The 22,068-nt window shown below is 41.4% G+C and carries 20 protein-coding genes; 13 read left to right on the forward strand and 7 right to left on the reverse strand.

Annotated features, from left to right (window positions below):
* Positions 1–10 precede the first annotated feature (10 nt).
* The 3 genes from gldF to G563_RS0118960 all read left to right on the forward strand — a co-directional run bounded on the left by gldF (position 11) and on the right by G563_RS0118960 (position 6,130).
* Positions 11–739 (forward strand): gliding motility-associated ABC transporter permease subunit GldF, encoded by a 729-nt coding sequence (gene gldF, locus G563_RS0118950; protein ID WP_028666686.1) that lies wholly within the window; start codon positions 11–13, stop codon positions 737–739.
* 92 nt (positions 740–831) lie between these two features.
* A complete protein-coding gene (locus G563_RS0118955; protein WP_028666687.1) occupies positions 832–4,575 on the forward strand; it encodes a hydantoinase B/oxoprolinase family protein in 3,744 nt (1,247 codons plus the stop codon).
* 58 nt (positions 4,576–4,633) lie between these two features.
* Positions 4,634–6,130 (forward strand): helix-turn-helix domain-containing protein, encoded by a 1,497-nt coding sequence (locus G563_RS0118960; RefSeq protein ID WP_028666688.1) that lies wholly within the window; start codon positions 4,634–4,636, stop codon positions 6,128–6,130.
* Positions 6,131–6,241: 111 nt separating this feature from the next.
* Here G563_RS0118960 and G563_RS0118965 read toward each other — a convergent pair whose 3' ends face one another.
* Positions 6,242–6,892 (reverse strand): ABC transporter ATP-binding protein, encoded by a 651-nt coding sequence (locus G563_RS0118965; RefSeq protein WP_028666689.1) that lies wholly within the window; start codon positions 6,890–6,892, stop codon positions 6,242–6,244.
* A gap of 150 nt (positions 6,893–7,042) precedes the next feature.
* On the opposite strand from G563_RS0118965, the gene radA reads away from it, so the two are divergent.
* The 3 genes from radA to G563_RS0118980 all read left to right on the forward strand — a co-directional run bounded on the left by radA (position 7,043) and on the right by G563_RS0118980 (position 10,781).
* On the forward strand, positions 7,043–8,410 hold the full coding sequence (gene radA / locus G563_RS0118970) for a DNA repair protein RadA (RefSeq protein ID WP_028666690.1): 1,368 nt from the start codon (positions 7,043–7,045) through the stop codon (positions 8,408–8,410).
* A 98-nt stretch (positions 8,411–8,508) separates the two neighbouring features.
* Positions 8,509–8,901 (forward strand): hypothetical protein, encoded by a 393-nt coding sequence (locus G563_RS0118975; protein ID WP_028666691.1) that lies wholly within the window; start codon positions 8,509–8,511, stop codon positions 8,899–8,901.
* An 11-nt stretch (positions 8,902–8,912) separates the two neighbouring features.
* Positions 8,913–10,781, forward strand: a complete 1,869-nt coding sequence (locus tag G563_RS0118980) for a DUF4132 domain-containing protein (protein ID WP_028666692.1) — start codon at positions 8,913–8,915, stop codon at positions 10,779–10,781.
* Between the two features lie 217 nt (positions 10,782–10,998).
* Here G563_RS0118980 and G563_RS0118985 read toward each other — a convergent pair whose 3' ends face one another.
* Positions 10,999–12,477 (reverse strand): arabinose isomerase, encoded by a 1,479-nt coding sequence (locus G563_RS0118985; RefSeq protein WP_084650911.1) that lies wholly within the window; start codon positions 12,475–12,477, stop codon positions 10,999–11,001.
* A gap of 357 nt (positions 12,478–12,834) precedes the next feature.
* On the opposite strand from G563_RS0118985, the gene G563_RS0118990 reads away from it, so the two are divergent.
* Positions 12,835–13,713, forward strand: coding sequence for an AraC family transcriptional regulator (locus G563_RS0118990; protein WP_028666694.1), 879 nt, complete (start codon positions 12,835–12,837; stop codon positions 13,711–13,713).
* A gap of 4 nt (positions 13,714–13,717) precedes the next feature.
* Here G563_RS0118990 and G563_RS0118995 read toward each other — a convergent pair whose 3' ends face one another.
* Both G563_RS0118995 and G563_RS0119000 read right to left on the reverse strand, forming a co-directional pair.
* Entirely contained in the window at positions 13,718–14,407 is a 690-nt protein-coding gene (locus G563_RS0118995; RefSeq protein ID WP_028666695.1) for a response regulator transcription factor, read from the reverse strand.
* Between the two features lie 50 nt (positions 14,408–14,457).
* Positions 14,458–15,720: a sensor histidine kinase gene (locus G563_RS0119000; protein WP_028666696.1), complete on the reverse strand. Its 1,263-nt coding sequence runs from the start codon at positions 15,718–15,720 to the stop codon at positions 14,458–14,460.
* Positions 15,721–15,940: 220 nt separating this feature from the next.
* Here G563_RS0119000 and G563_RS0119005 point away from each other — a divergent pair, with 220 nt between their 5' ends.
* Entirely contained in the window at positions 15,941–16,321 is a 381-nt protein-coding gene (locus G563_RS0119005) for a DUF1573 domain-containing protein (protein WP_028666697.1), read from the forward strand.
* Positions 16,322–16,398: 77 nt separating this feature from the next.
* Here the strand turns inward: G563_RS0119005 and G563_RS0119010 are convergent, their stop codons facing one another.
* Positions 16,399–17,634 (reverse strand): MFS transporter, encoded by a 1,236-nt coding sequence (locus G563_RS0119010; protein WP_028666698.1) that lies wholly within the window; start codon positions 17,632–17,634, stop codon positions 16,399–16,401.
* Positions 17,635–17,767: 133 nt separating this feature from the next.
* On the opposite strand from G563_RS0119010, the gene G563_RS37720 reads away from it, so the two are divergent.
* The 5 genes from G563_RS37720 (at position 17,768) to G563_RS38985 (ending at position 20,213) form a co-directional block, all read left to right on the forward strand.
* The gene (locus tag G563_RS37720) at positions 17,768–17,893 is read left to right on the forward strand and encodes a FeoB-associated Cys-rich membrane protein (RefSeq protein WP_084650912.1); all 126 of its coding nucleotides are present in this window, start codon (positions 17,768–17,770) and stop codon (positions 17,891–17,893) included.
* 72 nt (positions 17,894–17,965) lie between these two features.
* Complete coding sequence (locus G563_RS0119020; RefSeq protein WP_028666699.1) at positions 17,966–18,955, forward strand: NAD(P)H-dependent glycerol-3-phosphate dehydrogenase; 990 nt, start codon at positions 17,966–17,968, stop codon at positions 18,953–18,955.
* A 150-nt stretch (positions 18,956–19,105) separates the two neighbouring features.
* On the forward strand, positions 19,106–19,711 hold the full coding sequence (locus tag G563_RS35280; protein ID WP_051211074.1) for a PDDEXK family nuclease: 606 nt from the start codon (positions 19,106–19,108) through the stop codon (positions 19,709–19,711).
* Positions 19,712–19,831: 120 nt separating this feature from the next.
* Positions 19,832–20,059 (forward strand): hypothetical protein, encoded by a 228-nt coding sequence (locus G563_RS38980; RefSeq protein WP_028666700.1) that lies wholly within the window; start codon positions 19,832–19,834, stop codon positions 20,057–20,059.
* A gap of 4 nt (positions 20,060–20,063) precedes the next feature.
* On the forward strand, positions 20,064–20,213 hold the full coding sequence (locus G563_RS38985) for a Uma2 family endonuclease (RefSeq protein ID WP_229598535.1): 150 nt from the start codon (positions 20,064–20,066) through the stop codon (positions 20,211–20,213).
* A 192-nt stretch (positions 20,214–20,405) separates the two neighbouring features.
* Here the strand turns inward: G563_RS38985 and G563_RS0119040 are convergent, their stop codons facing one another.
* Positions 20,406–20,939 (reverse strand): hypothetical protein, encoded by a 534-nt coding sequence (locus G563_RS0119040; protein ID WP_028666701.1) that lies wholly within the window; start codon positions 20,937–20,939, stop codon positions 20,406–20,408.
* A 55-nt stretch (positions 20,940–20,994) separates the two neighbouring features.
* A complete protein-coding gene (hisC, locus tag G563_RS0119045) occupies positions 20,995–22,053 on the reverse strand; it encodes a histidinol-phosphate transaminase (protein WP_028666702.1) in 1,059 nt (352 codons plus the stop codon).
* Between the last annotated feature and the right edge of the window lie 15 nt (positions 22,054–22,068).

Consider the following 22,068-nt stretch of genomic DNA (forward strand, 5'->3'; position numbering starts at 1 on the left):
TCCCTTTCAAATGATTGCTATTTTTCGGAAAGAAATCTTTTCATTTTTTAGTTCGCTCACGGCCTACATCGTCATGGGGGTATTTTTGACGGCAGTGGGCTTGCTGCTTTGGGTATTTCCAGATACCAATGTACTCAATTATGGCTATGCCGATTTAGGTACTTTTTTCAACATTACACCTTTGGTATTGCTGTTTTTGATTCCAGCTATTACGATGCGGGCTTTGGCGGAGGAAGTAAAAAATGGCACCATTGAATTGCTCCTTACCAAACCATTGGGCAATTGGTCGTTGGTTTTAGGAAAGTTTTGGGCCAGTTTGGCACTTACTTTTTTGGCGCTGATTCCTACCTTACTTTATTACTATACGGTTTATCAACTTGGCAATCCCGTCGGCAACATCGACTCGGCAGCGGTATTTGGGTCTTATATTGGTCTTTTGTTTTTGAGTGCGGTGTTTGTATCTATTGGATTATGGACTTCCTCGCTTTCCGACAATCAAATCGTAGCCTTTGTATTGGGGGTTTTTATCTGTTTTCTTTTATATACAGGGATTGGTGCCGTTGCAAAACTAGATTTTTGGGGAGAACTTTCCTATCCACTTTCTTGGATTTCACTTGATGAACAATACGCCGATTTGGGTCGGGGTCTCATTGATAGCCGCAATGTGGTTTACCTTATTTCGGTCGCCGTTTTATTTTTATGGCTGACCCAAAATAGAATTGCGAGTCGGCGGAAATAACCTAAATTTAAGCTCTTAAAGGGAGGGTTAAAGGTGAAGGAAATCTTTCCTTGCTTTTAACCCTTCATCATTTAAACATTCACTAATCTGCAATGTGGCAAATTTGGATTGATACAGGAGGTACTTTTACCGATTGTTTGGGACTCAATCCCGAAGGACAACTACACCGTACCAAAGTACTCAGTAGTAGCTTTTTGAGGGGAACTATTTTACAAAAAATAGCTCTCAATACTTACGAAGTTTCGGCTCCTTGGGCTAGTTATGAAGGGCTTTTCAGAGGTTATGATTTTAGGGTATTGGGTCAAAATGATTTTTTAAAAATCGCCGATTTTGCAGCAAATAAACTGGTACTAGAAGAAGACATTTCTGTGCCTCATTACCCTTTTCATTTTGAGATTACGACCCACGAAGAAGCACCCGTATTAGCTACGCGCCTTATTACTCAAACCCCACTTCATGCTCCTTTTCCAGCTCTTACCATGCGCCTTGGTACCACCAAGGGTACGAATGCCTTGCTAGAACGAAAAGGTGCCAAAGTGGCTCTTTTTGTTACCAAAGGTTTTGGAGACTTACTCAAAATTGGCACACAACAACGCCCCCACTTATTTCAACTAGCTATTCCTGACCCTGTATTGCTCTACGGCCAAGTGATTGAAGTCGAAGAGCGACTCGATGCCGACGGCAACCTCCTACAGCCCTTGGATACCGCTAAGATTCAGGATATTGCGAGCGACTCGGTAGCGATTTCATTTTTACATAGTTATAAAAATCCAGTTCATGAAAATGCTCTTCGGCATCACCTACTTGGGCAAGGGCATGAGTATGTCAGTAGTTCGGCCGAACTGTATGCAGGTATCAATTACCTCAAACGCACCCAAACGGCGCTGATTAATGCCTATTTACAACCTATTTTATCTGATTATTTGCGCAATATTACCGCTTCTTTAGGTCAAGAAGCTGTACGTGTCATGACAAGTGCGGGGGGGCTAGTGCATTCAAGTCTTTTCAGAGCCAAAGATAGTTTATTGAGTGGGCCTGCGGGTGGTATGGTAGGTGCCGCAGCTATTGCCCAACAGCTTGGTTTTGAGCGTTGTTTGACCTTCGATATGGGCGGAACAAGTACTGACACGGCTCGTTTTGACAATAAATTAGATGTAGAATTTGTCACCAAAATTGAAGGTATTGAGCTACACAACCCTACCCTCGCCATCGAAACAGTAGCCGCCGGTGGAGGCTCTATTTGCTATTTTGATGGTCAAAAACTACGGGTAGGCCCCGAAAGTGCTGGTGCTCAACCAGGGCCAGCTTGCTATGGCGCAGGCGGCCCTTTGACGATTACAGATGTCAATTTGTTGTTGGGTAAAATGGATTCGTCACGTTTTGGGGTTCCTATCAATCCAAACAAAGCACAGCAAGCCCTCCAAACTATCCAAGAACAGATTTTGACCCAAACCAGTCAAAAACTCAGTGAAATAGAAATTCTAAGGGGTTTTGAACAAATTGCCAACGAAAAAATGGCAGAAGCGATTCGACGTATTTCGGTCGCCAAAGGATTTGCGCCCAAAGATTACCCATTACTTACTTTTGGAGGAGCGGGGGGGCTACATGGCTGTCAGTTGGCCGATATTTTGGGTATCGACACGGTCATTCTTCCATACGACGCAGGGCTTTTAAGTGCTTTTGGCATGGGGCAAGCACGTACCCAACGTATTGCAAATCACCAAGTCCTCAAACTTTTAGAAGATATACTACCTGAGCTTGATGAGCTAATTCAAACATTGGCAGCAGAGGCTACTACAGCACTGCACCAAGAGCAAATCAAGGAGATCGAAATTGAGTACGTACTATTATATCTTCGTTTTAAAGGACAAGAAAACGCCCTAGAGATTATCTACCAAAGCGCCGATAATCTTGCCCAACAATTTCGAGAAAAATACCGACAGCTCTTTGGATACTACCCCAGCGCCCTAGCGATTGAGGTAGAAAGTATCAAACTTATTGCTAGCGAAAAAGTAGAATCTCAAACCTATTCTCAAAAGTATGAGCCTATCCGTAAGGCCCAACCTTTTAAAGTAAGTTCGGGTCAATACGCTATTTTTGATTGGGAATCCTTAGAAAATGGGGATTTTTTTGAAGGCCCTGCGGTGTTGCTCAATGTCACTTCTACCTCATTTATTCCCGAAAGATGGCGGCTAGTAGTCTCCCCTACCAAAGATGCCGTAGTGCATAAATTACAAGCCCATCGCCCTCTAGAAACCCTAGAAAAAGAGAGTCAACAGGCCATAGAACTTGAACTATTTACGAATCGTTTTATGGCTATTGCCGACGAAATGGGTGCTCAATTGCAACGAACGGCTTTCTCAGTCAATGTCAAAGAACGTTTGGATTTTTCGTGCGCTATTTTGGATGCCCAAGCGGAGTTGTTGGTCAATGCCCCCCATATTCCGGTTCATCTGGGGAGCTTGGGCGTATGCGCTCGATTGGTACTCCCACGCACCCCCCTCCGCCCTGGGGAGGTGGTGATTGTAAATCATCCCAAATACGGAGGGTCGCATCTGCCCGATGTCACGCTTTTAGCGGGGGTATTTACCCCTGAAGGCGACCTCATCGGCTACGTCATCAATCGGGCTCATCATGCCGAAATAGGAGGCCGCACACCGGGTTCGATGCCTCCCGATGCCATTTCGCTCGCGGAGGAAGGAGTCGTCATTTTGCCCACTTATTTGGTTATCAATGACCAAATCCAGTGGGAAGCTATGGAAGAATTATTTCTGAAAGGGCCATATCCTACTCGCTCATTTACCGAAAATATGGCCGACATCAACGCGGCATTGTCTTCTCTAAAATCCGGACAAATTGCTTTGCAGTCGTTGGTAGCTCAACATGGCTTAGCACGGGTGCAGCATTATATGAAACTCCTGAAAGACTCCACCTTTTCGGCCTTACAGGAAGTACTACAACCCATTAAAAATCATACTTTTACAGCTTTAGAATCTTTAGATGATGGGCATCAAATTAGCGTAAAAATTATAACATCGCCCCAAGACTCTTCACCTAGTTCACCACTGATTGTTTTTGATTTTAGTGGAACTTCGTCCCGTCATCCTTTCAATCTCAATGCCAATATCTCCATTATTTACAGCGCGATATTGTATGTATTGCGACTGTTGGTCAATAAAAATATTCCCCTTAACGAAGGTCTCACCCAAGGTATCGAAGTCGTTTTACCACCTGATAGCTTTTTACATCCTGAGTTTAGCGACGACCCTTCCCAATGTCCTGCCGTAGTAGGGGGCAATACCGAAGTAAGTCAACGCCTCGTAGATACACTTCTCAAAGCTTTTGGACTGGCAGCTTGCAGCCAAGGTACGATGAACAATTTTTTGTTTGGCAATGAACAGTTTGGTTACTACGAAACTATCTGCGGTGGTACGGGAGCTACCCCTCAGGCGCATGGCAGGTCTGCGGTACATCAACACATGACCAATACACGCATCACCGATGCTGAAGAACTCGAACGACGCTACCCTGTGCGTCTTGATGAGTTTGCAATTCGCGAAAATTCGGGCGGGCAAGGCCAATGGAATGGTGGCGACGGGGTGGTTCGAGAACTTACATTTTTGGCGCCTTTGCGCGTGACCCTCATTACCCAACACCGCCAAGTAGCACCTTATGGTATGAAGGGGGGTAAAAATGGACAAACAGGACACCAAACCCTAACTACAAATGACGGAGAAAAGCACGAACTCAGCGGAATCTGTTCGCTGGAAGTAGTCGCTGGAGATAAAATCAGAATCGAAACTCCGGGAGGTGGGGGCTATGGAAGCCAAATTTAAAAAGTGTCCTATTTCCCCGAAAAAATGCTAAATTTACGGATAAATAAAAGTAAGCAACGTGCCTCTTAACCAAGACAACATACGACTCGTTTTTGGTCTTAAACTAAAACAACTTCGCCTTGACAAGACTCTATCTCTCAGCGACTTGTCTCAAAAAACAGGCTTGTCTATTTCTTATATTAATGAAATTGAAAAGGGGAAAAAATACCCTAAATCAGATAAAATTATAGCCCTTGCCAGTGCGCTCGACGTTGACTATGATTCGTTGGTATCTATCAAATTGAGCAAAAAACTAGAACCTATTTCAGAATTATTACAGTCTAATATCCTGACCGAGCTTCCCCTCGATTTGTTTGGTATCGACCCCGCCGACTTGCTCGAAATGCTCTCCGATGCGCCTACTAAGCTGAGTGCTTTTATCGGAACGCTTATCGAAATTGCCCGCAATTACAATATGTCCGTAGAGCAGTTTTATTTCTCTGCTTTGCGCACTTACCAAGAGATGTACGACAATTATTTTGAGGATTTGGAAGAAGAAGCCGACGCTTTCCTAGCTCAATTTGCGATACCCGAGGAGTTGATTTTAGATGATAAATACTTGGCTGATTTACTGGTCAAAAATTATGAGTACGAGATTCAGTTTATTGACGAAAAAAAATACCCCGAACTTGTAGGAATTCGCTCCCTACTGGTTCATCGTGGCGATAAACTTCGGCTGTTGGTAAGTCCACAGCTTGATGCCAATCAAAGGGCCTTTGTATATGGTCGGGAGCTGGGGTATCAATATATGAAACTCAAAAATCGCCTCAATACCACCCATTTAGTGGAAGCCGAATCTTTTGAACAACTCCTTAACAACTACAAAGCATCGTATTTTGCTAGTGCGATCATCATCAAAGGAAACATATTGGCTCGCAAGCTTTCCGAGTTTTTTGAGCAACCTTACTTCGACGCCGATGCCTTGCTCAATCTGATAGAATACTTCCACAGTACCCCCGAATCTTTTTGCTATCGCCTCAGCAACATTCTCCCCAAACACTTCGGAATCAGCCAATTGTTCTTTTTGCGGTTTAATAATTATGCTGGACAAAATCGTTTTGATTTGACGAAGGAAATGCACATTGCTCGCAAACACAACCCTCATACCGTACGTGATGAGCATTACTGCCGCCGCTGGGTAGCACTGACGATTTTGCAAGAATTGGCCGATTTACAGCGAAAAGGCCAATATCATTATACTCTTTGTCGCGCCCAAATTTCCCACTATATCGATACGCAAGACAAATATTTTGTGGTATCTTTTGCCAAGCCCATGTCACCTACCCCAAACCTCAACGTAAGTGTATCGATGGGGATTCGACTAGATGATAATGTAAGAAGCAAAATCAAATTTCTCAATACGGGGCAAATCAGCACACGTGAAGTCAATGAAACCTGCGAACGCTGCCCTTCTTTTGATTGTAAAGAACGGATGGCAGCACCCACGGTTTTGCAGCGAAAACGTAAAAATGAAGCGATTCGTAAAGCGATGACTAAGCTAAGTAGCGAGCGGTAGACACCTCATCCCCTAGCCCCTTCTCCTTACAGAAGAAAGGGAATGATGCACAAACTATAACCTACCTGCCTTCACGGCTTCGTCCTTGCGAAAGAAAGGGGACTATGAATATCAAACTTTAAGGCCGCCATCTACCATTTCTAGCTTGCGGTCGGCTAGGTTGGCTAGGTGTTCGTTGTGGGTTACAATCACGAAAGTTTGCCCTAGTTCGTTGCGAAGTTTGAAAAACAATTGGTGTAAATCTTCGGCATTGCGCGAATCAAGGTTGCCACTTGGCTCATCGGCAAACACAATGGCGGGATTGTTGATAAGAGCACGTGCCACTGCCACACGCTGCTGCTCTCCTCCTGATAGCTGAGAAGGCAAATGACTTAACCGTTCTTTCAAACCTAGCATTTCGAGCAGTTCTTGGGCTCTTTTGGTAATTGCCGCGCCTTTTCCTCCAATAAACCCCGGCATACATACATTTTCGAGGGCCGTAAATTCGGGCAGCAAATGATGAAACTGAAACACAAAACCAATCTCTTCGTTACGAAAAGCCGCCAAATCTTTTTCTTTTAAACCAAAAACATCCGTCCCTTTGATGATTACTTTGCCCGAATCGGGGTTGTCGAGCGTACCCAAAATATGTAATAACGTACTTTTTCCCGCTCCCGATGCCCCCACGATAGTTACCAATTCGCCTTGGGTAATTTCTAAATCAATTCCTTTCAACACAGGTAGTGTTCCGTATTTTCGTACTATTTGGTGGGCTTGTAGCATAGCGACTTCTTTTGGATTTGGGACGACAAAGATTGGAAAACTTCCCAACTTAGACAAAAGCCAAGGGAGTACTTTTCTCCAATATTTTGTTGTTACTATTGCAGGTTCTTCATTTTTTGCGGATACTTGCTTTCTTCTAAAAATCAACCAATGGCTAAAGTAAAAACTGCTTATTTCTGTCAAAATTGTGGTCATCAGGCCAGTAAGTGGCTCGGCCGCTGTCCTTCCTGTGGCGAATGGAATACCCTCGTAGAGGAAGTTTTGGAAAAAGAAGACAAAAAAGGCCCCTTAGGACAATGGAAATCGGTGAGTTTGGCCGCCAAACCCAAAGCCATTGCCGACATCAAATATGAGGAAGAGCCGCGCATCGTTACGACCGACGGCGAGCTCAATCGTGTGTTGGGAGGTGGAATCGTGCAAGGGTCGTTGGTACTGATTGGAGGAGAGCCGGGCATTGGCAAATCGACCTTGATGCTCCAAATCGCCCTCACGCTCAAGCAGCGCGTACTGTACGTATCGGGCGAAGAAAGCGAACAACAAATCAAAATGCGCGCAGAACGCATCACTTCAAACAATCAAAATTGCTTCATTCTGACCGAAACCAGTACCGACAATATCTTCCGACAAATGGAGGAATTTGACCCCGATGTGCTCATTATTGATTCGATTCAGACCATGCAATCTTCGCTCATTGAATCGGGGGCGGGGAGTGTGTCGCAAGTACGGCAGTGCGCCGCCGAACTTATGAAATACGCCAAAGAAAGCGGCGTGCCTGTGTTTATGATTGGGCATATCACCAAAGACGGCAATCTCGCGGGTCCCAAAACCCTCGAACACATGGTAGATACGGTGCTACAATTTGAAGGCGACCGCCATACTACTTACCGGATATTACGCACTACCAAAAATCGCTTTGGAAGTACCTCTGAACTAGGGATTTATGAAATGCTTGGCACTGGCTTACGCCAAGTAACCAACCCCTCCGAAATCCTCATTTCGCAACGTGAAGAGCAGCTCAGTGGCATCACCATTGGCTCTATGCTCGAAGGGAATCGCCCTTTGATGATTGAGATACAATCGCTAGTGAGCGTAGCCAACTACGGAACACCCCAACGCAGCAGTACTGGCTTCGACAACAAACGCCTCCAAATGCTACTTGCGGTTTTGGAAAAACGTGGCGGCTTTCGACTCGGCACCCAAGACGTATTCTTAAACGTAGCGGGTGGCTTGCGCGTGGAAGACCCCGCCATAGACCTTGCCGTAGTGACCTCCATTGCTTCTTCTTACGAAGATGCGTTCATTGCGCCATCGGTTTGTTTTGCGGGAGAGGTGGGTTTGGGAGGTGAAGTACGCGCCGTCAATCGCATTGAGGGACGCATCGCCGAAGCTGAAAAATTAGGCTTCAAAAAAATCTATATTTCTAAATACAATACCAAAGGACTTATTTTCAAAAACTATAATATCCAAATCATTCCCGTCGCCAAATTAGACGAAGTTTTTGGGGATTTGTTGAGGTAACTATATAGAATAAAGGCATAAATATTGGTATAAAACAATTACTAAATGTTGTATCTTTGATTTTCTAAAAATATCAAAAATATCCTATTTATTGAATTATGGAAGATATAGAGATCATAATCAAAGATGAAACCATGACTGGAGTTGTACAAAATCAGTTTAAGCTCACAGTTTCAAGCAATAAAGTCAAGATTAAAGATCTGATAAAATCAAGGGTTTTTCAAGAGGTAGAAATATACAATCAAAATAAATCAGTTTTTTTTCAAGAACTCACAAAATCTCGTAAAACGTCTTTTGGAGCAAATACGCTCAAAGAACCAGAATCTGTGGATGCAGAAGAACAGTATTACTTTACTTTAGAATCATTTCAGAAAAACCGTTTCTTTCTACTCGTCGATAATCAACAATATTCGGACTTAGAAGAAGAAATCACGATTTACCAGAATATATCTGTATCATTCATTCGCCTTATTGCTTTAGTAGGGGGATAGACATAAAAATTATGGATAACAATTTCACCGAATTCCTTTTATCATCTACAGATTTTTCAAATCATAAAAAGTGGAAATGGCTTCAAGAACAGACTCTATCTTTTATTGAAGATAGACAATATTTTTATATTTTATTGGAAAATTTATCAAAATTTAAAAAAATAAACAGTATAGAATGTAAAAGTATTGTAGAAAAAATTAACCCTACCGATTATGAAGCATTCATATTAGCTCTTCATGAGTTAACTTGCGACCCGACCTCTAATCGTAACGGTTGGTTTATTGGAGAAAAGGTGAGAGTGTATCAGTTTTTTGTGGAGATATTATTCCATATTAATGCTCCAAACAAATACAATATACTTATAAAAATAGTCGAAAAATGTTTCAAAAAAATACCATTAGTAGGACCTACTTCTAGACAACTAGGTGATAAAATTTTGGGGATTTTTGAGAATTCTCATTCTATAGAAGGCTTGGGAGCTTTATTAAAGTTAAAACAAAGAAACAAATACCCTATCTTTTTAGAAAGATTAAATTTGTCTATAAAATATGCTTCTAATTTTTTAAAATTAAACCCTGATGATATTGAAGATTATTTTGTTGCAGATTATGGAATAGAAAGTGGCATTTTAGAACAATCCTTTGGAGATTACCAATCAATCGTTAAAATCAACGATTATGATGATGTTGAAATAATTTGGGCAAAACTAGGAAATAGCTTAAAAGGTGAACCTTCTGCTATAAAAAAAGACTTTGGAAATCAATTAAAAATTTGGAAATCAACCATAAGTGATATAAAAAAAGAGTTATCTGGACAAAGAGTTAGAATTGATAATTTTTACAAAAGAAGAAAAAGTTGGAATTATGAGGTATGGGAAAAACACTTTCTAAATCATCAATTGCTTCGTTTTATTATAAGAAAATTAATATGGCGGTTTGAGCACGATGGAAAAATCATAAATGGATATTACTCAAACAACCAATTCATTGATTATCAAGGACAAGTAATATCAAATATTGAAAATACTAATGTGTCTTTGTGGCATCCATCGCTATCAAGTACAGAAGAAGTAGAAGCATGGCGTAATTTTATGCTTTCTAACGAAATCAAGCAACCTATCAAGCAAGCATTTAGAGAAGTCTATCTCGTGACAGGAGCAGAAATAAATACTTCTACATTCTCAAATAGATTCGTAGGCCATGTATTGAGGCATCTTAAATTTATAGCATTGGCTCAACAAAGATTGTGGGAATATAGCCATGGCAATATATACTCTACTAGAGTAAATCCTTGGATTGACTATCCTGATTTTAATATCAAATGTACTTTTGATGTAGATGCTGATTCGGATTTTGTAACTACTGGCCCAATCCATTTTAGAGATACAAAACATAATGTTGCCCTAAGAATGGAAGATATCCCTACACTCTTGTTTTCGGAATCTATGCGAGATGTAGATTTATTTGTAGGTGTATGTTCGATTGGCGCGGAAGAACAATGGGAAAATCAAAGATTTAGAGAATATTGGATTGGTTATTCAACTTCAGATTTATCAGAGACTGCTCAAACACGAAGGAGTGTAATAGAATCGCTTGTATCTAAATTAAAAATAAAAGATAGATGCGAAGTTACTAACAGATATCTTAAAGTAACGGGCAAAAAAAGAATCTATAAAATTCACTTCGGAAGTGGCAATATTATGATGGAGCCAAATGACCAGTATCTATGCATTATCCCTGACCCTCGGCCTATTAAAGATAAACTTTTTCTACCTTTTGATGGAGACAATATGCTCTCCATTATCATTAGTAAAGCACTATTACTAGCGGACGATGACAAGATAAAAGATCCCATAATCTTAAATCAAATTAACCGATAATTATCATTATTCATCCTGAAATGTAATCTAACTAAAAACTGCACTTCAAAATTGAATATAGGTCTTTTTTTATGACTAAAACTAAACGAACTTATTGAATGGTATTCTTAATACTTCAAAACAATAGCTTACCAGATTAGAGTGATTGTCGCATGATGACCGTTTTTGGAAGAAATCAATATTCAGCAAACGCTCCAACTAGTGAGATAATGCTATTTTAACACACTTTTATGACTTCCATTTCAAGCAAAGACCCCAATTTTTGGATTTTAGAACTGATATGTCCTATCCCAATCGCACAATGATGCGCAGGGCCGTGGCTGTTCCAATCATTCACAAATTTGCGGGCTCCTTGCGGAAAACGATAGCGGCTATTGGTATTACCTATTTCCAAAATAGGCCCAGGTACAGATTTACCTTCTGCTACTAGCAACATGAGTCCTCCTCCCCTTCTTTCTACTACCGAAAGTAAGGTTACAGGACCATTTTTTACGCTCATTTCTACTGACACTCCGTTGCCCACTTTACCATGATATACTTTGAGGGGGCGCACTTTGGTTTTGCCCTCTGCAATCGCAATATGCCCGGGGCCGTCGTGCCCCATTAGTACCACATCATCCGCAAAATCCATGGCATAATATTCCGTAAACGAACCACCCGCGCCAAAGCTATCCATGATTTTCATGGCTTGGGCATTTTTGATTTCGTACTCACCTGCTACAGGAATCCCCTGCGCTGTCAGGAGTGAGTTCCCAAGTATGATGGAAGCAATCGCTTCTTCATTTTCTAGATTTCCAGTGCCTTTATAATAATAAGCCATTGACCCCAGTTTGTACTTCTCCACCAATCTATCCAATGCCACCGAAGTCACGGCGGCTTTTTCAAGCTCGGCCAACACACAATCTGGTTGGATTTCAAAAACTTCCTCAAACACTTGAAGTCTGTCTGCACACTCGTCGGGAGTGACCTCTTTTCGTAGCTGAGCGAGTTCTTCCACTTCCAAAAGCTCTATGTGCCCCCCAAAATGAGCATATTGCTGGGTCAAATCGGAGTAAATATCCAACATCCCACTATAATAATGCCCCATGCAGCCAAGGCGGTTGTGAGCCATGATTTCTTTGACTTTTGCGGCTTCCACCCATTCTTTCACCTCCTCCCAGCACTCGGGGTCATGGTGTAGCATTCCCGTTATTTGGTGAAATTTAATACCTACCCGGTGAAAAACATTCGCAATTTCGGGGACGGGACACGCAGAACAATACGCCAACCACTCGCCTGTCATTTTTGTACGATTGGTCAAGGCGTTGAAATTCTTATAATCAATCGCTGCTTCAGGCGATAAGTTCAAAATAATTACTGGCACTTTGGCCCGCTGCACTACTGGAAGTACAGTGGAAGATAAGGCATAAGTAGTGACATACAAAAATATCAGACCCACATCGGCTTGTTTGAAAAGTTGTCCTGTTTCAAAAGCCTTATCGGGCGTGTCGACCAAGCCTGCGTTGATGATATGAGGATGAAAATCGGCAATTTTTTCTTCTACTATTGTCATGTAGCCTTCTAGACGCTCTTTAAGACCTTCAAATTGAGACCAATAAGCCTCTAATCCTATTCCAAAAAGTCCAATTTTTAGTGAAGAATACATCGACCTATTGATGGCCTTCTCAGATAATACAGTAGCATTGAATAAATACATTTCTAAGGTTCGTTAAGTGCTTAATCTCAGTTAGTTGGTTAGGTGTATCGAAAATTAGGAGTTTAATAACTCATTTGAACGAGCAAAAAACCAATACCACTGCCTCGATACTCACAAAAATCTTATGAAAGAATAGACCTTTAGGCTATTATAATAGTAGGTTAAGAAGTATCACTCTTTTAGGAATAAACGCCACTCTTATTAGTCATTAAAAATACCAGCTTATGCAAATCAAATTCCTCCTACGACTGTAATTAGCACTATTAAAAAAACTATTTATTGGCTTTTTCCACAAAAAAATAAGATTTTCCCTTGTCATTAAATGACTTTTTTGATTATTATATTGCATTTTTTGATATGAAGCTTTTTCGAAAATACTTCACCTTCGACTCCAATATTTCTGAGCAAAATTTAGGTATCAACATCCTGAATGTTGGTCACAATATTCATCCTCCTCATACCCGCTACCCTGATGTTGAGCACCCTGATGCTTATTATTTTGAGTGGGAAAAAGGCCGTAGTCTCAAAGAATACCAAATCATATATATTTCCAAGGGAGAAGGGTACTTTGAAGCAGCCGACTTCCCCACGCAAACCATCGAAGCAGGCACTATTATTTTGCTTTATCCGGGTATTTGGCACCGATACCGCCCCAAAGAAAACACCGGCTGGGAAGAATATTGGGTAGGTTTTTCGGGTTCGTATGCCCACTATCTTCTCGAACAAGAATGTTTTAATCCTCAAAGTCCGATTATCAAAGTTGGATTCAATGCCGCATTTTTAGAAACATTTTCGAAGCTCATTGAGGTAGTAGAAGTACGACAAGAGTCTTACCAAAAGCTTTCTTCGTTTTTGCTCATTCAGCTTCTGGGGATTGTATACGCATCGGTATTGATGTCGCATCAAAAATTGTCAAGAAAAGAAGAAATTATTGAAGAAATCAGAAAAGAAATTCACAAAAACTGGAATAAAGATATTGATTTTGAACAACTTGCCCAACGCTTCAACCTTAGTTATATTTGGTTTCGGAAAACCTTCAAAGAAGTATTAGGTACTTCGCCCAATCAGTACCATCTAAATCTCAAACTCCACAAAGCCGAGCAGCTCATTCATGAAAGTAATCTTACGTTGGCCGAAATCGCCTATCAATCTGGCTTTGAATCGGAGTTTTATTTTTCAAGAATTTTTAAGAAAAAAATGAACTACAACGCCTCTGATATACGTAGAAAAAAATAAGGTTTTACCACCTCATTCTGAATCCTACCCCGTGGATTCCTTCAATTTTGATTTTGGGGTCGTCGCAGAGATACTTCCTCAAACGCGACATAAACACATCAAGGCTACGTCCCATAAAATAATCGTCGTCGCCCCAAATAGCTTTTAGCAAGTCTTCACGTTTGATGACTTGATTAGGACGTTCTACCAAATACCTCAAAACCTCCGCCTCCCGATAGGTCAAATCTTGAGTTTTGTTTTCAAACTGAAGCTGAAGTTTTTCAAAATTAAAAGTATAATTCCCAACTTTTACGCCTGCGGCTACTCCATTGTTTGGAGATTTGGAGGTCGATTTTTGAGTTCGACGTAAAAAAACTTCAATTTTCAGGATAAGTTCTTCAATACTAAAGGGCTTTGTAAGATAGTCATCTGCTCCCAGCCTAAGTCCGTGAATTTTGTCTTCTTGGAGCGAGCGCGCCGTCAAAAACAATATAGGCACTTCTTCGTCACGTTGCCTAATTTTTTGTGCTAAAGTAAATCCATCTAAGTGCGGCAACATCACATCTAAAACACATAAATCAAAATCTTGCTGATTAAATACTTCCAATGCCTGCAATCCATCGGCACAATGGACAATGTCATAGTGGAGTTCGAGGTTGTCTTTGGTCACAAAACCCAGATTTGGGTCATCTTCGACGTATAAAATTCGCGGCATTGTCTAATCAGTCTTGAGGGGGAGATTCATGTTGTAAACGCCACCGGCAGTTACTTATTACCCTCTGTTTTTTTTAAGGGTATCAAAATGATAAATTCACTTCCTTTTCCAAGCTCACTTTTCAGCTTTAGTTTCCAATGGTGTGCTTTGGCGATTTGTTGAACATAGCTCAGTCCAATCCCAAATCCTTTCACATTATGAATGTTGCCCGTTGGAACCCGATAAAACTTTTTAAAGACCTTGTCTTGATATTCGGTAGCAATTCCTATGCCATTGTCTTTCACAGACACCATAAAAGTATGGTTACTAGTAGAAGTTGACAAGATGATATTGGGGTCTTTGGGAGTATATTTGAAAGCATTGTCAATTAGATTGCTAATCGCATTTGACAAATGTATTCTATCGGCATAAATATAAGGTTCTTGAGCATTGAGCTTGAGGGTCAAGTTTTTTTCGTACTTATTAGCCAACGAAGAAATAATCTGATGTACATCCAACCATTCTATGTTAAGTGGTAGGGTATTTTTCTCAGCTTTGGCCATATTGAGCACCGTTTCCACCTGATTTTGAAGGCGTAGAGCTTCTTCTTTCAATATCTCAGTGTATTTTTTGAGTCTTTCGGGTTGCTCTTTTATAGCCGGAGTATTGAGTACATCAGCCGCAATCCGAATCGTTGCAATGGGGGTTTGAAGCTCATGAGTCATATTGTTGATAAAATCTCGCTGGACTTCGGTAAGTTGTTTTTGGCGGAGAATAACAAACAAAGCATAGCCAAAAAAGCCCACTGCAATCAGCACCAGCAGTGAAGACCACACCCAACCTTTTAAATCACTAATGACAGCCCCTTGCTGATTAGGAAATCGTACGCCAAAATAATAAGGGTATTTGTTGGATTTGAGCCAATTGGCAGTTTGAGTGGGAGTTTTACGGTCGTCACGGGTACTGAGTGATACTCCATAAAACATTTTATTGCTAGCACAATCATAAATCCCTACTTCAAAATCTGTCACCAAACTATGTTTTAAGAAACTGGCTTTGAGATAATGTTCCAAGATTCCGGGATCTACCATTGAGTTGGTATTCACCAAAAAGTAATTAGAAGAAAGCTGTTCAACGGGGTTGTTGTGAAGCATCACGGCATTCAATTGCGCCAGCTGCTCTGCTACTTCTTGTAAAGAAACATGCACTTGTTGATTAAACTGACGCTCCCGCATAGCCAAAGCTTTCCTGACCCAATAAATTTGAGTCACAATGACCCCAATAATGGATAAGGTTGACAAAATGACGAGCAGGCGAATGGTGGTTCTAGACATAAGTGCTTCCGCACAATTTAGGTTAGGATTAGGTCTATTGGCAATATTAACCAAAAAACATATACGAAAATAGGACTGCGGTAGATTCTTACCAAGCGGTTAACAATCCATTAACAAAAGTTGAGTTTTCATTAACAAGCGTTTTCATAAGGTTGATCTACTTTTGACATGTCAATTGATACCAAAAAAACATATCATTCACTTTAAAAGACTCATTCACATGAAAAAAGTAACTATTCTTTCTGTTTTATTTACGTTTTTGGCCATTTCACTTGTATTGGCGCATGTACTAGCACCTGCTTTTGGTTGGGCAGAGACCGAACACGATTTTGGTAAAATCAAGCAAGGTAAACCCGTAACGGCCGAATTTAAGTTTACCAATAAGGGAGGCCATCCGCTCATTATCAATAAGGCATATGGATCGTGCGGCTGCACGGGGGTCGAATACCCCAAAGAGCCCATTATGCCCGGAGCTTCAGGCAATATCAAAGCTACTTTCAATGCGGCAAGCGTGGGTGCTTTCAATAAAACAGTAACGGTAGAATCCAATTCTGAAAGCGGTATCGTTACTTTAAATATTCACGGAGAAGTTGTTCTTTAAGCTTTTTCTACAGCCATGAAAACAAAAGGGAGCACTCAAAAATGCTCCCTTTTATATGTCTTACTGTTTGCTTTTTTTTATTCTACATAGTTTAAGTCTTTGTGAAAAGTTTCTTCCATCCAAAATAGCGAAGCATAAGCTATCACAAAACACAGCAGGGCCACAATTCCTCCCGCGCTTATCACGCCAAAACTAGGTTTGAGATATTGATACAATGGCAACGTAAGTAGCGTAGTAGCGCGTACAAAATTGGCAACCGTGGAAGTAGCCGTAGCGCGTAGGTTAGTACCAAAGTTTTCGGCAGTGACGGTCAAAAACATGGCTATATACCCAATCGAAAAACCCAAATAAGCACAAGTCACATAAAACATTTGTACGTCAGATATTCCTCCATAAAGATAGAAAAGCACTCCCACTAGCGTCATGGTAGTCATGATACCGATAGCCATTTTTCTAGATTTGAGCCACTGACTGAGCACGCCACTAAACATATCTCCGACGACTGTTCCCACAAAAACATACATCACACATCGCCCCGATACAATCTCTTCTGCAATCCCTAACGCTTTTCCAAACTCATTGCTAAAGGTAGCCAAAATCCCAATGACAAAATACGTAGGCACTCCTACCCCAATGCAACGCATGTATTTCCAGAAACGACCCGCATCGCTAAAAAAAGCCCACATACTTCCTCTTTGTATTCGTTGGATTTTGGTTTGTTCAAACATCCCCGACTCATACAAACGTACTCTCAATGCCAACAATGCCAGTCCCAATCCACCTCCCACAAAATAAGTGGTACGCCAATCAAACCACGAATTGGTCAAAAAAGCCACCACTGCCCCAAGCAGCCCCACACTCGCCACAATCGATGAGCCATAGCCTCTCAGGTGCTTGGGCAATATTTCGGATACCAGGGTCAGGCCAGCGCCAAGCTCGCCCGCTAATCCCACGCCCGCCACAAATCGCAAAAATGCGTATATCGTAGGAGACTGAACAAAACCACAGCAAATATTGGCTACTGAATACATAATAATCGACCCAAACAATACTGAAAGGCGCCCTTTTTTGTCAGCTAATATCCCCCACACAATACCGCCTATGAGTAATCCCGCTTGTTGCCAATTATAGATTTGACTACCCAAAACCGACACTTCTTCAGGGTTTAATCCTAATCCTTTGAGACTTGGTACGCGTACTATATTGAAGACAATCAAGTCATATACATCTACAAAATAACCAAGGGCCGATACAATCACCGGAAGGCTCAACAAATGACTCAATGCCGAAGATTCGGCAGCGGGGTTTTTCATAAAATAAAAAGCATTAAGGGTCGTCAGGAACGCAATTACGCAAAAAGACGTTTTCCGAAAAAATATTATCACTAAATATAAGCATTGAATCATTGTTTTTCAAAAGTGCATTGATTCGTTTGGATACCACTTCATGCTCGAAACTATCATCATATCAGCCCTCTTTTTAGGAGCATTAGGCTACGTTGGAAACCGCCTTCGTAAAGAACTCAGTCCCAAAAAATCGGGCTGCGGTAAAGCCTGCGGATGTACAAAATAGTTTTTAGAGTTTGCTCTTTGCCGTTATTTTTACGCAGGGTTTGTCCTGCAACTCATTTCTTACAACATTCTGATGACCACAATTACCGTCATAGGGGGTGGCAGTTGGGCCACTGCTATCATTAAAATTCTTTCCGAAAACAACGTTCAGATTCGTTGGTGGCTCCGCGACCGCGCCGCCGTCGAGCATATTCGTAAGCACCATTACAATCCCGACTACCTCCGCGACGTAAGATTGAGTCCACGCAAAGTCAAAACATTCACCAAAATCACTGACGCCCTCAACGGAGCAGAGTATGTTATTTTGGCGATTCCGGCAGCGTTTGTCCAAGAACCCCTCTCCTCGCTCACTGCCAAACACTTTGAAGGGAAGCGCCTTATCTCAGCTATCAAAGGTATGATTCCTGAAAAACATTGTCTCGTTACGGATTGGCTAGAAGAACGTTTTGAGGTGCCACTTAGTCAAATCGCTGTTATTGCAGGCCCTTGTCATGCCGAAGAAGTAGCATTAGAAAAACAATCTTACCTGACCATTGCTTCTACCAACGAAGACTGCGCCGCTCATTTTGCCGACCTCATGACATGCCGCTTCGTTATGGCGCATCCCTTAGTGGATTTGTACGGGGTAGAATATGCCGCTGTCATGAAAAATATCGTAGCCTTGGCTTGCGGTATCAGTCATGGTTTGGGCTATGGCGACAATTTCCAAGCCGTACTTGTCTCCAATGCCATGCAGGAAATCAAACGATTTGTAGATGCCGTTGACCCGCGACAAAGAGACTTGAGTGCCTCGGCTTATTTAGGGGATTTGTTGGTCACGGCTTATTCGCAGTTTAGTCGTAACCGCACTTTCGGCAATATGATTGGAAGAGGCTACAGTGTCCAATCTGCCCAAATGGAAATGAAAATGATAGCGGAGGGGTATTATGCTGTCAATAGTATTTTTGAAATGAACAAAAAATACAACGTAAATATGCCCATTACGGAAGCTACTTACAAGATTTTGTACGAGCGCGAAAACCCTAGCATCGAAATAGGTAAATTGAAGTTACGGCTTCAATGAGTTTCTATGTTGAGAGCTTTCATGAGTGATTCCATAACCAACAAAATTCATCAATTCTTTCTGAGCGAATAAGTATGCTGCTTTCTCCACAAACACGACACGCCTGTTTCGCCTAAATTTGGTTATATTTGAAAAAAACATTCGGAAACCATGGAAGATACCAAACTGATTCCCAAAATCCTGATTTACGAAGAATTCGACGGCATTCCTCTTTACCGAAAAGGGTATAAGGATTTTGTGTTAGGACTGAAAAAAATTGAAGAAATCAATATGGGGACTAGTGGACTACAATATTTTATCATTGGCTGTATTATCAAATTTTTGAATAGAAACCTTCCCGAATCTTATTTTGCGGGTAGCTCCGAATTGGGACTTCATCTATCTAAAAACGCTAATTTTTCGGCCGACATCGCCATTTACAAAGAAGGTCGCTTGAATATTGGCTTTCATTCGGTCAATTATGTGGACACTCCTCCCAATGTGGTCATCGAAGTAGATATAAAAATAGAAGAGTACGATTATTTTAAAAGCGAAGAAGAATACTTTCATCGCAAAACCGAACAGCTGCTTCAATGGGGGGTAGAACGGGTCGTTTGGGTGTTTTCTTCTTCCCGCCGAATCTTGGTTGCCGACAATCTCCAAAAATGGGAATTTATCCGTTGGGACTTACCCTTTATCGTCATTGATGACTATGAAATAAATCTGTGGGAACTGATGCTCAAAAATGGATTTCAAACAGAAAGCAAAACCCAGTAAAGGTTTGAAACCAAACCAAGGAAGGATGAATCTACCTCTCCCGTATTCATCAGCCGCCCCTAAAAACCAGAACGAGAAGCGGAAAAGTGGTAATACCTGTAATAATAACGCAAACGTACCATGAGCAATCGCCTTATTTCTGAAATTCTGAATGCACCCCATGCTTACCTTCTGATTCAGGCGATTGAAGCTGCGCTTGAGAATAAAAAGCAGCGAAGAATTTCTTTTTACAATGACATTACTGAACAACAAAAAGCGGAATTTATCAATGGTGAAATCATTGTTTATTCGCCTGAGATGAAACGCCCAATACAGCACCGAAAAGCAAACACTTTTTCCTGCTCCTGATTGGGTGATTGAAATTTTATCAGAGGGGACAAAAGAGCGTGACCGTGGGGTGAAATTCAAAGATTATCAAGTACATCAAATAGAAAAATACTGGATTGTTGATCCCGACCACCAAACCATTGAACAGTATCACTACGAAGCGAATACGAACTGATTCTCAAATCGGCAGAAAGACACATTAAAAGCTTTGTTATGGAAGGATTCCACATCCCGATTCGGGCCGTATTTGACGAAGCCCTGAATGTCGAAACTTTGAAAACTTTGATGTAAGTTTAAACAAAACTCCCTGACCTTCGACAAAAAAGAATCAGGGAGTTTTTTGTTTAGTATAGTATTCAAATACAACTTAAAAGTTGAACCTTACACCAAGACTTGCTTGAGGATGTAAATAAAAAATAGCCGGTACCAACTCTGCATACAATCCCGCCTCTACAAAACATGAGAGAGGACTGCCGCTTACAAAATATTCAGCTCCTGCTAATCCAGCACCTCCCAAAGAAATATTGTTGGTATATTCTTTAAGTCCAGGGGCATTACGAGATTCAAAATAGTACCGACGTGAGTTGATTTGCCCCCCAAAACCATAGTAAACATGCAGTAATTCTTTCTTGAAAAGCCCTCGATGCCATAAGTAAGTAGCTCGCAACGACAACCCAGCGTTTTGATAAAAACCTTTGCGGTATTTGCGATCACGGCCATAAAACAACCCGTACGTTCCTACCGAAATATCAAAAGCTTTGTTTTCTCCAAAATACTTCCGAAGGTTTACCCCCGAAGGCTCGACCAGCTGAAACCCAACCGCCCAGTTGTTGTACTGTGCCAAGGAAGGCAAAATTGAACATAACGAAAGAAGGAACGTAAATAAAAGCTTCTTTTTCATTGAGAATAAATTTGGTTTTCTACAAGACAACTACCTATCATCAATCCCTCATCGCTCATGCCACTACCGCAAACTCCTTTAGGGTTTTTATTAATATATCGTTTTCTTCGGTCGTACCCACCGTGATTCGTAAACAACCATCACAAAGAAGCACTTTGGAACGATCTCGGACGATGATCTTTTGGTCAATCAAATACTGCATCACCGCCGAAGCATTTTCAAAAGCTACCAACAAAAAGTTGGCATCCGAAGGATATATCTTTTTAACTAACGCCAAGCTGAGCAAATTCGTGCCTAAACGGGCACGCTCAGCCAAAATATCGCGCACCATTTTGTTTTTTGTTTCGACGTGATTAAGCGCTTCAAGTAACAATTGTTGCGTAGCTCCACTTAAATTATAAGGAGGCTTAATTTTATTCAAAACCTTGATGATTTCTTCGGAAGCAAAACACATTCCCAAACGCAAAGAGGCCAAGCCCCAAGCTTTAGAAAAAGTTTGTAACACCACAAGATTTGGGTATTTGTCCAACTCTCCTGTAAAAGAAGGCTCATCCGAAAAATCAATATAGGCTTCGTCCACAACGACTAGCCCGCTGAATTGCTCCAAAAGGGCATAAATTGCTTCTCGCTTTACTGAGTTTCCGCTTGGATTGTTGGGCGAACATACCCAAATGATTTTGGTATGAGGCGTAATAGCCGCCAATACTTTTTCGGTATCGATCTGAAAATCGGACGTGAGGGGTACTTTGATGGCAGCTACATCATTGATCTCGGCGCTTACTTGGTACATTCCATAAGTAGGCGGCAACAAAATCATGTTGTCTTCGCGAGGAGTACAGGTAGCCCTTACCAGCAAATCTATCGGCTCATCGGAGCCATTTCCCAAGAAAATCTGTGAAGGGCGTACGCCTTTAATGGGTGCTAGTTTTTCTTTAATCGCCCACTGATAAGGGTCAGGATAGCGATTCCAAGCTTGACCATTGGCAGCCGCATAAGGGTTTTCGTTGGCATCCAAGAAGATACCTTCTTTGCCCGTATACTCATCCCGAGCCGACGAATAAGGAACCAAACTAAGAATATGAGGACGGAGTATTTTTTCTAAACTAAAAGCCATTGTAATAATCGGAAA

The organism is Runella zeae DSM 19591 (assembly GCF_000423565.1).
Lineage (GTDB): Bacteria > Bacteroidota > Bacteroidia > Cytophagales > Spirosomataceae > Runella > Runella zeae.

Excerpts from the sequence above, each read along its gene's own strand:
- gldF (WP_028666686.1), top strand. The coding sequence starts at position 11 with ATGATTGCTATTTTTCGGAAAGAAATCTTTTCATTTTTTAGTTCGCTC.
- G563_RS0118955 (WP_028666687.1), top strand. The coding sequence starts at position 832 with ATGTGGCAAATTTGGATTGATACAGGAGGTACTTTTACCGATTGTTTG.
- G563_RS0118965 (WP_028666689.1), bottom strand. The coding sequence starts at position 6,892 with ATGCTACAAGCCCACCAAATAGTACGAAAATACGGAACACTACCTGTG.
- radA (WP_028666690.1), top strand. The coding sequence starts at position 7,043 with ATGGCTAAAGTAAAAACTGCTTATTTCTGTCAAAATTGTGGTCATCAG.
- G563_RS0118975 (WP_028666691.1), top strand. The coding sequence starts at position 8,509 with ATGGAAGATATAGAGATCATAATCAAAGATGAAACCATGACTGGAGTT.
- G563_RS0118980 (WP_028666692.1), top strand. The coding sequence starts at position 8,913 with ATGGATAACAATTTCACCGAATTCCTTTTATCATCTACAGATTTTTCA.
- G563_RS0118985 (WP_084650911.1), bottom strand. The coding sequence starts at position 12,477 with ATGTATTTATTCAATGCTACTGTATTATCTGAGAAGGCCATCAATAGG.
- G563_RS0118990 (WP_028666694.1), top strand. The coding sequence starts at position 12,835 with ATGAAGCTTTTTCGAAAATACTTCACCTTCGACTCCAATATTTCTGAG.
- G563_RS0118995 (WP_028666695.1), bottom strand. The coding sequence starts at position 14,407 with ATGCCGCGAATTTTATACGTCGAAGATGACCCAAATCTGGGTTTTGTG.
- G563_RS0119000 (WP_028666696.1), bottom strand. The coding sequence starts at position 15,720 with ATGTCTAGAACCACCATTCGCCTGCTCGTCATTTTGTCAACCTTATCC.
- G563_RS0119005 (WP_028666697.1), top strand. The coding sequence starts at position 15,941 with ATGAAAAAAGTAACTATTCTTTCTGTTTTATTTACGTTTTTGGCCATT.
- G563_RS0119010 (WP_028666698.1), bottom strand. The coding sequence starts at position 17,634 with ATGAAAAACCCCGCTGCCGAATCTTCGGCATTGAGTCATTTGTTGAGC.
- G563_RS37720 (WP_084650912.1), top strand. The coding sequence starts at position 17,768 with ATGCTCGAAACTATCATCATATCAGCCCTCTTTTTAGGAGCATTAGGC.
- G563_RS0119020 (WP_028666699.1), top strand. The coding sequence starts at position 17,966 with ATGACCACAATTACCGTCATAGGGGGTGGCAGTTGGGCCACTGCTATC.
- G563_RS35280 (WP_051211074.1), top strand. The coding sequence starts at position 19,106 with ATGGAAGATACCAAACTGATTCCCAAAATCCTGATTTACGAAGAATTC.
- G563_RS38980 (WP_028666700.1), top strand. The coding sequence starts at position 19,832 with ATGAGCAATCGCCTTATTTCTGAAATTCTGAATGCACCCCATGCTTAC.
- G563_RS0119040 (WP_028666701.1), bottom strand. The coding sequence starts at position 20,939 with ATGAAAAAGAAGCTTTTATTTACGTTCCTTCTTTCGTTATGTTCAATT.
- hisC (WP_028666702.1), bottom strand. The coding sequence starts at position 22,053 with ATGGCTTTTAGTTTAGAAAAAATACTCCGTCCTCATATTCTTAGTTTG.